The 11,817-nt window shown below is 70.7% G+C and carries 9 protein-coding genes and 1 pseudogene; 7 read left to right on the top strand and 3 right to left on the bottom strand.

The genetic code is table 11. From position 1 onward, the window contains the following. Window positions 1-480, bottom strand: a pseudogene (locus GT354_RS52835) (hypothetical protein); the annotation flags it as partial. A gap of 179 nt (window positions 481-659) precedes the next feature. On the opposite strand from GT354_RS52835, the gene GT354_RS28520 reads away from it, so the two are divergent. The 6 genes from GT354_RS28520 to GT354_RS28495 all read left to right on the top strand — a co-directional run bounded on the left by GT354_RS28520 (window position 660) and on the right by GT354_RS28495 (window position 6,524). Next, a complete protein-coding gene (locus tag GT354_RS28520) occupies window positions 660-2,123 on the top strand; it encodes an NCS2 family permease (protein ID WP_161359251.1) in 1,464 nt (487 codons plus the stop codon). 249 nt (window positions 2,124-2,372) lie between these two features. Further along, window positions 2,373-2,774: a MarR family transcriptional regulator gene (locus tag GT354_RS28515; RefSeq protein WP_346012216.1), complete on the top strand. Its 402-nt coding sequence runs from the start codon at window positions 2,373-2,375 to the stop codon at window positions 2,772-2,774. A 132-nt stretch (window positions 2,775-2,906) separates the two neighbouring features. Then, entirely contained in the window at window positions 2,907-4,301 is a 1,395-nt protein-coding gene (locus tag GT354_RS28510) for an MFS transporter (protein ID WP_346012215.1), read from the top strand. A 109-nt stretch (window positions 4,302-4,410) separates the two neighbouring features. Next, the gene (locus GT354_RS28505; RefSeq protein ID WP_161359249.1) at window positions 4,411-5,169 is read left to right on the top strand and encodes a maleylpyruvate isomerase family mycothiol-dependent enzyme; all 759 of its coding nucleotides are present in this window, start codon (window positions 4,411-4,413) and stop codon (window positions 5,167-5,169) included. 19 nt (window positions 5,170-5,188) lie between these two features. Further along, the gene (locus GT354_RS28500) at window positions 5,189-5,344 is read left to right on the top strand and encodes a hypothetical protein (protein WP_161359248.1); all 156 of its coding nucleotides are present in this window, start codon (window positions 5,189-5,191) and stop codon (window positions 5,342-5,344) included. A 133-nt stretch (window positions 5,345-5,477) separates the two neighbouring features. Further along, the gene (locus GT354_RS28495; protein WP_161359247.1) at window positions 5,478-6,524 is read left to right on the top strand and encodes a hypothetical protein; all 1,047 of its coding nucleotides are present in this window, start codon (window positions 5,478-5,480) and stop codon (window positions 6,522-6,524) included. Window positions 6,525-6,603: 79 nt separating this feature from the next. Here GT354_RS28495 and serC read toward each other — a convergent pair whose 3' ends face one another. Both serC and GT354_RS28485 read right to left on the bottom strand, forming a co-directional pair. Further along, complete coding sequence (gene serC, locus GT354_RS28490) at window positions 6,604-7,722, bottom strand: phosphoserine transaminase (protein ID WP_161359246.1); 1,119 nt, start codon at window positions 7,720-7,722, stop codon at window positions 6,604-6,606. 162 nt (window positions 7,723-7,884) lie between these two features. Then, complete coding sequence (locus GT354_RS28485) at window positions 7,885-9,600, bottom strand: VCBS repeat-containing protein (protein ID WP_161359245.1); 1,716 nt, start codon at window positions 9,598-9,600, stop codon at window positions 7,885-7,887. Between the two features lie 223 nt (window positions 9,601-9,823). Here GT354_RS28485 and GT354_RS28480 point away from each other — a divergent pair. Beyond that, window positions 9,824-11,817: FAD-binding and (Fe-S)-binding domain-containing protein (locus tag GT354_RS28480; protein WP_161359244.1), on the top strand; the 1,994-nt coding region annotated here is incomplete at its 3' end.

Below are 11,817 nucleotides of genomic sequence, written 5' to 3'. Positions count from 1 at the left end.
GGAGCCCGAGGCCGGCTCGGGGGCGGCGGCCTCGACGGGGTCGTCGGTCGGCGCGCCGAACTCGGCGGTGTGGCCGGCGCGGGCCGCGTCCCGGTCGGGGTCGTACGCGCTCGCGCCGTAGGCGGCCGCCTCGTAGGAATCCGCCTCGTAGGGGTGCTGCGCCTCGTAGGTCCCGGAGTCGTACTGCGCCGGGTCGTAGGTGCCCGCGTCGTAGGCGCCGGGGTCGTAGGGCTGTGGTTCGTAGGGCTGCGGGTCGTAAGGCTGCGGGTCGTACGGCTGCGCGTCCGGGGCCGGCGGTTCGTACCCGCTCGGCTCGTAGGCGGTCGGTTCGTGCCCACCCGGCTCGTAGCCGCTCGGCTCGTAGCCGCCCGGCTCATAAGGCTCGGATCCGTGCGCCGTGTGCTCGCCGCTCGCGCCGGAGCCCGAGTCGTCCGGATCCGGCGAGCTGCGCCGTCGTTTCCCGCTCCCGTGCCTGCTCACGTCGGCAAGGCTACTTGCCGGCCCCCGTCGGGGCGGAGTGCGCCCCGACGCGCATGCGGCGGGACCGGTTCCCGTTTCGGCTGTGGTGTCTGGCACCCTTTCAGGGTCTCCCGGTGCATGTGTCCCATGTGTGCCGTGCGCGTGTCTCGACTCCCCGTTCCCACGCTCCGAGGATCCGCATGTCCCCCCAGGCCGACGCCACCACCGAGCCGACCCCGCCGAAGATCGACGGCGGCGCGAAGAGCGGCCTCGACCGCTTCTTCAAGATCACCGAGCGAGGCTCGACGCCGGTACGCGAGATACGCGGCGGCCTCGCCACGTTCTTCGCGATGGCCTACATCATCGTCTTGAATCCCGTCATCCTCGGGTCGGCCGAGGACAAGTACCACCAGCACCTGTCCCAGCCGCAGTTGGTCACCGCGACCGTGCTGGTCGCCGCGGTCATGACGATCCTGATGGGCGTCGTCGGCAACATCCCGCTCGCGCTCGCCGCGGGGCTGGGCATCAACGCCATGGTCGCGTTCCAGGTCGCGCCGCAGATGAGCTGGGACGAGGCGATGGGCCTGGTGGTCCTGGAAGGCGTCGGGCTGCTCGTGCTCGCCGCGACCGGCCTGCGCGAGGCGATCATGAACGCGATCCCGCTCGCGCTCAAGCAGGCCATCGGGGTCGGCATCGGGATGTTCGTGACCCTGGTCGGTCTGGTCAGTGCCGGCATCGTCACGCGGGTCCCGGACGCCGCGGACTCCACCGTGCCGGTCACCCTCGGCGCGGGCGGTGACCTCAAGGGCTGGCCGGCGCTCGTCTTTTGCTTCGGGCTCCTGCTGACGTTCGTGCTGCTCGTGCGCAAGGTCTCCGGCGCGATCCTGATCGGGATGATCGCCTCGACCGTCCTCGCGGTGATCATCCACAACGCGGCCGGCCTCGACCAGGCCGACTGGGGCCTGACCGCGCCCGAGGCGTCCGGCGTGATCGACACCCCCGACTTCGGACTGATCGGCGACGTCGACCTGTTCGGCGCGTTCGGTCAGGTCGGCTTCATCACCGCGTCGCTGCTGATCTTCACGCTGCTGCTGTCGAACTTCTTCGACGGCATGGGCACCATCATCGGCGTGAGTCGCGAGGCGGGGCTGCTCGACGAGCAGGGCAAGGTGCCCGGCCTGGGCCGCATCCTCACCGTCGAGTCGGTGGGCGCGATCGCGGGCGGCGGCGCGTCGGCGTCCTCCACCACGGTCTTCGTCGAGTCCACCGCCGGCGTGGGCGAGGGCGCCCGTACCGGCCTGGCCAACCTCGTCACCGGTGGCCTGTTCGCCCTCGCCCTGTTGTTCACGCCGCTCGCCAAGCTCGTCCCGGCGCAGGCCGCGACACCCGCGCTCGTCGTGGTCGGCGCGCTGATGATGGCGCAGATCAAGCACATCGACTGGGACGACATGACGGTGGCCGTGCCGTCCTTCGCGACGATCGCGCTGATGCCGTTCACGTACAGCATCACCACCGGAATCGGCGCGGGCTTCATCCTGTACGTCGTGCTCAAGGCCGCCACCGGCAAGGTCCGCGAGATCCCGCTGCTGCTGTGGATCGTCTCCGCGCTGTTCGTCGTGCACTTCGCCATCGACCCGATCGAGCAGGTCCTCGGCGTGAAGTAGCGCGCGCGGCCGGCCGGTGGCGCAAAGGCCGGCGGCGCGAGCACGGAGCGCTGCCGCGGGCCGCGGACCGGGAGAGCGGTCCCATCGGCGGTGCCATGTCCACGAGCCCGGGACCCGGAAGATCACCGGGCCGATTGTGGCGCACGCGACAGCCGAGGGAATATCCCGGCGAGGCAATCCATTGGAAGTTAGCGAGAGTAAAGAGTTAAGCTAAAAAACGTGTCCCCGTCCGAACCCGACCGCGCCACGGTGTCAGCACTCCGTGCCTCGGTTTTGAAGCTCTCTCGCCGCCTGCGCAACCAGCGGGCCGACGAGACGCTCAGTCCCACCCAGCTCTCGGTGTTGACCGTGCTGGTCGCGCGCGGCGCCATGACTCCGGGTGAACTCGCCCGGCAGGAAAAGGTGCAACCGCCGTCCATGACACGGGTGATCGCCGGCCTGGAGGAGCGCGGCCTGGTCCGGCGCGAACCGCACGCCGACGACCGCAGGCAGGTCGTGGTCTCCGCGACCGAGCCCGCCGCCGCCGTCGTCGAGGAGAACCGCAGGCTGGGCAACGCCTGGCTCGCGGAGCACCTCGCGCAGCTTTCCCCCGAGGAGAACGAGGCGTTGCGCGCGGCCTTGCCCGTGCTGGAGAAGCTGGCACAGGCGTAGCGCGGGCGCGCTCGCGTCGCGGTTCGGTGGTACGGCCCCGGTCGTCGGACTTCGGTCCACGGCCCCGGTCGTCGAGGGACGGGATGTGTGTTCATCCGGCCCAGGCCGATCCGTACGACGAAAGGGGAGCCCGTGGCGGCGACAGCCGGCACCTTCTCATCACTACGCAACCGCAACTTCCGGCTTTTCGCCGCAGGCCAGACGGTGTCCAACACCGGCACCTGGATGCAGCGCATCGCGCAGGACTGGCTCGTGCTCAAGCTCACCGGCAGCACGACCGCGCTCGGCATCACCACCGGGCTCCAGTTTCTCCCCATGTTGTTGTTCGGTTTGTGGGGCGGCGTGCTCGCCGACCGCTACCGCAAGCGTCTTTTGCTGATCGGCACGCAGACCGCGATGGGCCTGCTCGCCGCCGTCATGGCGGTACTGGTCCTGAGCGGCTCGGTCCAGGTGTGGCATGTGTGGTTGCTCGCCTTCGGGCTGGGCCTGGCCACCGTCGTGGACAATCCGGCCCGCCAGGCGTTCGTGATCGAGATGGTCGGACGCAAGGACCTGGCCAACGCGGTCAGCCTGAACTCGGCCAACTTCCAGCTCGCACGGATCGTCGGCCCGGCCGTCGGTGGCCTGCTGATCACCGCGATCGGCACCGGCTGGGTGTTCGTGGTCAACGCGGTGTCCTACGTCGCGGTGCTGATCGGCCTGTTCGCGATGCGCGAGTCCGAACTGCTGACCATGCCGGTCGTGGCGCGCGAGAAGGGACAACTGCGCGAGGGGCTGCGGTATGTGCGGGCCCGGCCCGACCTGCTCGTGGCGATCGCGCTGGTCGGCTTCATCGGCACCTTCGGCTTCAACTTCGCGGTCACCCTGGCGGCCTTCTCCAATCAGGTCTTCCACGCCGGACCCGGCTCGTTCGGCCTGTTGAACACCGTGTTCGCGGTCGGTTCGCTGGCCGGAGCACTGCTGGCGGCCCGACGCGGACGCACCCGGCTGCGGGTCCTGGTCGGCGCCGCGATCGCGTTCGGCGTGCTGGAGACGACCGCCGCGCTGATGCCCGGCTACTGGAGCTTCGCGCTCATGCTGGTGCCGATCGGCATCGCCGGCCTGACCTTCAACACCGCCGCGAACTCGACCGTGCAACTGGGCAGCGACCCCGCGATGCGCGGCCGGGTGATGGGCATCTACATGCTCGTGTTCATGGGCGGCACCCCCCTGGGCGGCCCGCTCACGGGCTGGCTCGCGGAGCGGTTCGGCCCGCGCGCCGGGCTGCTCGCGGGCGGCCTGATCTCGTTGGCCGCGGCGATCGTGGTCGGTGTGCTGCTCGCGCGACACGCGGGGATCAGGTTGCGGCCGAGCACGGTGGTGCGCGCGATGCGACCCGCTGCGGCGGTGCCGGCGACCACGTCGGCGACCGAGACGACCAAGACGACCAAGCCCGACGCGGACTCGCGCGCGGTCGCCGTGACGATTCCCACACCCCGTGTCTCGTCGACACGGTCGGTGTCCGGTAATCCCGTGGTCAAGATCTGACACAGCGTCAGTACGGGTGTACGACAGGCGAAATCTTGTCGTGGGATTCACGCGCACGGGTGACGTAGGCCATCGACACTTCACCCGGAACGCTGGAATCCTTGACGACATGGACTACGTGCGGTTCCAGCACCTGTTCCAGGCGGAAGGTCTTCGCTTGGGCCAGGCGGCCGTCACGGACATGGACGCGCCGGTACCGTCCTGTCCCGGTTGGACGGTCGCCGACGTCGTACGACATTCCGTGCTCATGTACACCAGCGCCACCGGGCAGCTTCGCCCGGCGCGCCGCCCCGACCCGGGCGACGCGAGCAAGGGGGATCTGCTCGACACGTACACCCGCGCACACGCGGAGCTCGCGGACGAGATGGCCGGGCGTGACCCGCTCGACCCGATCGAGGGAGAGGATTTCGACCCCACACCGGCCGAGCCGGGGGAGGGCGAGGGGCCCGAACCGGGAACCGCCGGCTTCCTGTTCCGGCGGATGGCCCGCGAGGCCGCCGTGCACCGCGCCGACATCGAGATGGCGGTCGGCACGCCCGGACCGCTCGACCAGCAGTTGGCCCTGGACGGCATCGACGAGGTGCTGACCGTGCTGCTGCCCGCCCACTACGACCGCGACGCGCGCGACGGAGTCACCGGCCGCACGGTCGGCGTGCACAGCAACCGACACCACTGGCGGCTGACGATGCACCGCTCCGGCATCACGATGTCGCGCGATCCGGGCTTCGCCGACGCCGCGGTGGCCGGCGAGCCCGACGAACTGCTGCTCTACCTGTGGGGCCGCCGGCCCGGCACGATCGTGTCGCGCACCGGTGACCGCACCGTCCTGGCCGCTTTCCGTCGCAGGCTCGCGGCCTCGATGGTGTGACCCACGCGACGCTTGACCCGTGACCCGCCGCGGCAGGTGGGTGCGGCCGGAATTCGGCCGCACCCACGTGCCGCGTAGGCTGCGGGGCGTGAATCCCCGCACCAGAACCCGTGTCGTCACCGCCACCCTGGCACTTTTGCTGATCGCCGTGATCATCGGCGCGTTGATGCGCTGACCCTCCGGACCCCGGCCCCGGTCCCCGCCGGCCGTACCGAGACCACCACGCCACCGTTTCGTCCCGATCCGGTGCCTGGCCGACCGCGACCGCGGATCGGCCGGCACGCTGGAGACATGACACGGCGATACGCATGAACGGAGCAAGCGGGTGGCTGCGCAGGAGCGGTGCGCTCACGGTGGCGGCGGCCCTGGCGGTGGCCGTCCCGGCGTCGGCGGCGGCCGACGGTGACGTCCTGTTCACGATCAAGGACGAGCGGATCACCGAGTCCAGCGGCCTGGTCGCCAGCGAACAACATCCGGACGTGTACTGGACGCACAACGACAGCTCCGACGCGCCGCGGGTGTACGCGATAGCCAAGGACGGCAGCACGAAGGCGACGATCACCCTGTCGGGCGTGGACGCGCGCGACTGGGAAGCGATCACGATCGGCAAGGACGACGCGGGCAAGCCGGCGATCTTCGTCGGCGACATCGGCGACAACCTGCACGGCAAGTGGCCCGAGGTGTGGATCTACCGCTTCGAGGAGCCCAGGACACTGGCCGACGCGACGGTCAAGGCCACCAAATTCCGGGTCAAGTACGACGACGGCCCGCGCGACGCCGAGGCACTGTTGACGGATCCGCGGACGAACAAGCTGTACATCGCGAGCAAGGAACTCGACGGCGGCCTGTACGAACAGCCCGAAAGGCTCACGCCCGGCGGGATCAACACGTTCAAGCGGATCGCGCCGGTCGGATCCACCGTCACCGACGGCGCGTTCTCGCCCGACGGCTCACGCTTCGTGCTGCGCGCGTACTTCTCGGCGACCGTGTACTCCGCGCCGGGCAAGGAGGTCGGCGGCGTCGCCGTACCGATCCAGCGCCAGGGCGAGTCGGTCGCGTGGGCCCGTGACGGCAAGGCGCTGCTGTTCGGCAGCGAGGGCAAGAACAGTCAGGTCCGCCGCGTGGACCTCAAGGACGACACGCGTCCGGACTCGATCCGCCCCGCGACGGGCGGCTCGGGCTCGACCGGGACCGACCGATCGACCGACCCTTCCGCCGCCCGGGGCGAGAAGTCCGGGTCGGACTCGGATTCCGCCGCCCACAAGACCAAGACCTACGGCCCCGGCCTGCTGGCCGTGGCCGGCCTGGTCCTGCTCTTCGTCGCCTACCGAAAACTCCGGACGAGGAAGAGCTGACCGAAACGATCCCGGAGTCGAGGGCCGAAGGCGCCGCCCTCGGCTTCGTCGACTCCGGGATCGTCGGGGTGGACAGCGGTCAGAGCTGCTCGATGACGTAGTCGATGCACGTCGTCAGGGCCTCGACGTCGTCCGGGGAGATCGCCGGGAACATCGCGACGCGCAACTGGTTGCGGCCGAGCTTGCGGTAGGGCTCGGTGTCCACGATGCCGTTGGCGCGCAGGGCCTTGGCGATCGCGGCCGCGTCGATCGAGTCGGCGAAGTCGATCGTGCCGATGACCTGCGAGCGCGACGCCGGGTCGGTCACGAACGGGCTCGCGTGCGGGGACTTCTCGGCCCAGCCGTACAACCGGCTCGACGAGTCGGCGGTGCGCGCGACGGACCAGTCCAGGCCGCCTTGGCCGTTGATCCAGTCGAGCTGGTCGGCGAGCAGGAAGAGCGTGCTCAGCGCGGGCGTGTTGTAGGTCTGGTTCTTGACCGAGTTGTCGATCGCCGTGTGCAGGTCGAAGAACGGCGGGATGTAGCGGTCGGACGCGGCGATCCGCTCCGCGCGCTCCAGCGCCGCCGGCGAGAACGCGGCGAGCCACAGGCCACCGTCGGCGGCGAAGTTCTTCTGCGGCGCGAAGTAGTAGACGTCGCTCTCGGTGATGTCCACGGGCAGGCCGCCCGCGCCCGAGGTCGCGTCGACGAGCACGAGCGAGCCCGCGTCGGCGCCGGCCGGGCGCGCGATGGGCATCGCGACGCCGGTCGAGGTCTCGTTGTGGGTCAGCGCGTACACGTCGGTGCCGGCCTCGGCCCGCGCCGTGGGGTGCGTGCCGGGCTCGGACTTGATCACCGTCGGCTCGTCCAGCCACGGCGCGGCCTTGACCGACGTCGCGAACTTGGACGAGAACTCGCCGAAGGACAGGTGCTGCGACTTGCGCTCGACCAGGCCGAACGCGGCGATGTCCCAGAAGGCGGTCGCGCCGCCGTTGCCGAGGATCACCTCGTAGCCGTCGGGCAGGGAGAACAGGCTCCCGACGCCCTCGCGAACCCGGCGGACCAGGTTCTTCACCGGCGCCTGCCGGTGGGAGGTGCCCAGGAGGGAGGTACCGGTCGCCGCGAGGGCGTCGAGCGCCTCGGGACGTACCTTGGACGGGCCCGAACCGAACCGGCCGTCGGCGGGCATGAGCGCTGCGGGAATCTGGATCTCGGCCACGTGGAGAGCGTAGTCGTGCCCGATTCGCGGGTGATGTGTATTCCGAACAATGAGACGGCCCCGACCAGGGTGTGGACGTCGAGTCCACGGTGTGGTCGGGGCCGCTCCTCGCGGGTCGGGCCGATCGAGTCGGGGTCGATCGGGTCGTCAAGGGGAGACGTCTCAGCTGATGTCGGACCAGCGACCCCAGGCGTTGGCGATCACGACGGGTGCGAGCGGCTGCCCGCCCGCCCGGCCGGCGTGCAACCAGATCCGACCGGTCGCGTCGCGCCCGATGATGTCCGCGATGCCGTCACCGTTGATGTCGCCGGTGACCGCGATCTTGTCGTAGCCGTCCCAGCCGGCGCCGATCTTCACCCGCGGGCTCAGCCCCGAACCGTTGCCTTGGTACAGGTAGAGGTCGCCGTTGTGCTCGCGCGCGACGAGGTCGGCGAGGCCGTCGCCGGTCAGATCACCACCGCCCACGATCTGGTTGTAGACGTTCCAGCCGCTGCCCGCGTCGACGGCCGGGCCGACCAGGTTGTCGTAAGGAAAATCTGCCGGGACCGGCTGCGGCGGGTACTCGTCGGGGCCCTTGTGGAAGTACAACGAGCCGTTCCGGCGGGCCAGGAGGTCGCCGCGACCGTCGCCGTCGAGGTCACCGGGGAGCACGGTGGTGTCGGTGCCGCCCCACGAGTAGGAGAAACTGATCTGGAGATCGTGGCTGCTCCCCTTGGAGTGCAGCAGACCGCTGCTGCTCTGCACGACGTACCGGGAGGGGGCGAACGGCCCGTACGTGATCTTCTCGATGGCGGACCCCCGCCAATCCGCGCCACCCTCGGGGAGCACCAGGCCACCCTTGCCGTCGCCGAGTGCGATACCGCCGCGGGGCGACGTGGCGGCCGTCACCGCGACGCCGTTCTTGCCCGGGACGAACCCGCCTCCCAGGCCCGCCGCCGTCTGGACGACCTCCCAGCCGGATCCCTGGACGAATCCCGGCGAGAGCTGCCCGCCCGGCATACCCGAGTAGAGGACCAGGTCGCCGGAAGGCATGCGGCCGTACAGGTCCGCGAGACCGTCGCCGTTGTAGTCGCCGCCCGCGATGAACTGGTTGTACCCCTGCCAGCCCCAGCCGATGAAGACCCGAGCGCCGCCGGCGTAGAGATAGAGATCGCCGTTCGGTTGGCGGGCGAGGATGTCGGCCTTGCCGTCGCCCGAGAGGTCGCCCGCGGCGACGAGTTGGTCGTAGATCTCGAAGCCCCACCCGAGATCGACTCGCGGGCCGATCGTGGTGCCGTCGAGGGTGAACATGTACAGCCGGCCCTGCGTGTCCCGGGCGAGGATGTCGGGCTTGCCGTCACCGCTGAGGTCGCCCGCGAGCGAGACGCGGTTGTATCCGGCCCAGCCGGTGGCGAGCCTTTGAAGCGCCGGAAAGTTCGTATCCGTCGGATCGACGAGCAGTTCCACCGCGCCGGTCGCGGTGACGCCCATCAGGTCCTGCTTGCCGTCGCCGTTCACGTCGCCGGGGGTCAGGATCTTGGTCCACTGCGCGATCCGCGTGGCGAGCGGGACCTGCGCTCCGCCGGCACTCGGTGCGTAGCGCGGGCCGCCGGGGTCGGCGGACGACCGGTAGGCCCGGTTGAAGACGATGTCCGCCTTGCCGTCCCCGTCGAAGTCGCCCACCACCGTACTGGTGGTGGTCTTGGCGGTGGCAGCGGTCGCAAGCGTGGGCGCGCTCGTCGGCCGGGACGTGCTCGGTGCGGCCTGGGCGCCGCCGGCCGCCACACCGAGGCCGAGCGTCGCCGCGAGGCAGACCGCGGCTATTCGGGTAAACGTTTTGTCGCCGGCGGGATCGGGGCCTCGCTCGTTGTGCGAGTCGGGCCCTACTGCGTGGATCATGAATGTCCTCGGGGTCGATTCCGTGCCTGGAACCGGCCTCCGGGATGGTCGGTTCCGTCCAGGCTGATCCAGACGACAGTATCGACCGGGGCGGTCTGATGAACCGGTTGTTTGTCACGATCCGATTTCGGGATCGAGTGCGAGGGCGAACTGATTCCCTTTGTCCATAAGGCCGTTGCCCCATCGACCGAAAGAACTCGTGGGCCACCGAAGGGAATACGACGTGAGCTTCGACCACACCGCACTGGCGAGGGCGTTGCGCGCGCGGGTGCGCGGGGAGGTGCGCTTCGACCGGCAGGCCAGGGCGACCCACTCGATGGACGCCTCGAACCACCGTCGGGTGCCGCCCGGCGTGGTCGCGCCGCTGGACGCGCAGGACGTGCTCGCGGCGCTCGCGGTGTGCCGCGAACACGGCGCGCCGGTCACCGTGCGCGGCGGCGGTACCAGCATCGCGGGGCAGGCCACCGGCAACGGCGTCGTGTTCGATCTCGCCCGGCACCTGACCCGGGTGCACGACGTGGACCCGCTCACTCGGATCGCGCACGTCGAGCCCGGTGTCGTGCTCGACGACCTGCGCCGCGCGGCAGGCCGACACGGACTCACCTTCGGCCCGGACCCCTCCACCCACAGCCGGTGCACCATCGGCGGCATGATCGGCAACGACGCGTGCGGTTCGCATTCGGTCGCGTGGGGGCGTACGAGCGCCAACATCGAGTGGCTCGACATCGCGACCGCGGACGGCACCCGGATGCGGGTCGGTCGCGGGCAGCCCGTGCCGACCACCGGACGGGCGGGCGAGATCCACGCGGCGCTGGCCGAACTCGCCGACGACAACCTCGCGTTGCTGCGGCAACGCTTCCCGGCCCTGCCCCGGCGGGTATCGGGCTACGCGCTCGATCGGCTGCTGCCCGAGCACGGTCGCGACGTGGCTCGCGCGCTCGTGGGCACGGAGGGCACGTGCGTCGTGGTGCTGGGGGCGGGCGTGCGTCTGGTCGAGGTGCCCAAGGCGCGGGCGCTCGCGGTACTCGGCTTCGCCGACGACTTCGCCGCCGCGGACGCCGCGCCGCGGCTGCTCCCGTACGCCCCGCTGACCGTGGAGAGTCTCAGTGCCGGACTCGTCGCGCTCGCCGGCTCCGCCCGCGACGTCGAACTCCCCGCCGGACAGGCGTGGTTGTTCGTCGAGGTCGGTGGCGACACGGTCGAGCGGGCCCGAGCGGCGGCCGTCGCCCTGGCCGGCGACGGCCCCGCGCTCGTGGTGACCGACCCGGCCGAGCAACGCGCCCTGTGGCGCATCCGGGAGGAGGCGTCCGGCACCGCGACCCGACTGGCGGACGGCTCCGAGGCATGGCCCGGCTGGGAGGACACTGCCGTGCCGCCGGCGCAACTAGGGTCCTATCTGCGGGAGTTGGCCGAGTTGATGACGCGTCACGGCCTGCGCGGTCTGCCTTATGGGCACTTCGGCGAGGGCTGCGTGCACATCAGGATCGACTTCGACCTGCTCACCCGAAGCGGTGTCGCGGCCTATCGCGCGTTCGCGTCCGACCTCGCCGATCTGGTGATCGCGCACGACGGTTCGCTGTCCGGCGAACACGGCGACGGCCAGGCCAGAGCCGAGTTCCTGCCCCGCATGTACGGCGCGGAGGTGGTCGAACTGTTCGGCCGCTTCAAGGCGATCTGGGATCCCCAGGACCTGCTGAACCCGGGCATCCTGGTTCGTCCACACCCGGTGGACGGCAATCTGCGGTTCACCGGCATGCGCGCCCCCGTGTCGGTCGCGTTCGGATACCCCGCCGACGGCGGCGACTTCGCGGCCGCGGTGCGCCGCTGCGTGGGCGTGGGCAAGTGCCGCGAGTCGGCCGACACCACGTCCGGCGGCGTGATGTGCCCGTCGTTTCGGGTGACCGGCGCGGAGGAGCACTCCACTCGCGGCCGCGCGCGCCTGCTGCACGAGATGCTGATCGGCGACGTGATCACCGACGGCTGGCGATCGAGCGAGGTGCGCGACGCGCTCGACCTGTGCCTGTCCTGCAAGGGCTGCCGCAGCGACTGCCCGGTGGACGTGGACATGGCCACCTACAAGGCCGAGTTCCTGCACCACCACTACCGGGGCCGACTGCGACCGGCCGCGCACTACGCGCTCGGCAACCTGCCGCTGTGGGCGCGCGCCGTGGCCGCGGTGCCGGGTCTCGCGGGCGCGGTGAACGCGGCCGCCGGCGT

This window comes from Streptomyces sp. SID3343, from assembly GCF_009865215.1.
Classification (GTDB): domain Bacteria; phylum Actinomycetota; class Actinomycetes; order Streptomycetales; family Streptomycetaceae; genus Embleya.
The sequence above is the reverse complement of the archived record's forward strand: the minus strand, read 5'-3'. Positions and strand labels throughout refer to the sequence as shown.

What these genes read in the sequence shown, in the direction of transcription:
- GT354_RS28520 (WP_161359251.1), top strand. Translation starts at nt 660, where the DNA reads ATGTCCCCCCAGGCCGACGCCACCACCGAGCCGACCCCGCCGAAGATC.
- GT354_RS28505 (WP_161359249.1), top strand. Translation starts at nt 4,411, where the DNA reads ATGGACTACGTGCGGTTCCAGCACCTGTTCCAGGCGGAAGGTCTTCGC.
- GT354_RS28495 (WP_161359247.1), top strand. Translation starts at nt 5,478, where the DNA reads ATGAACGGAGCAAGCGGGTGGCTGCGCAGGAGCGGTGCGCTCACGGTG.
- GT354_RS28485 (WP_161359245.1), bottom strand. Translation starts at nt 9,600, where the DNA reads ATGATCCACGCAGTAGGGCCCGACTCGCACAACGAGCGAGGCCCCGAT.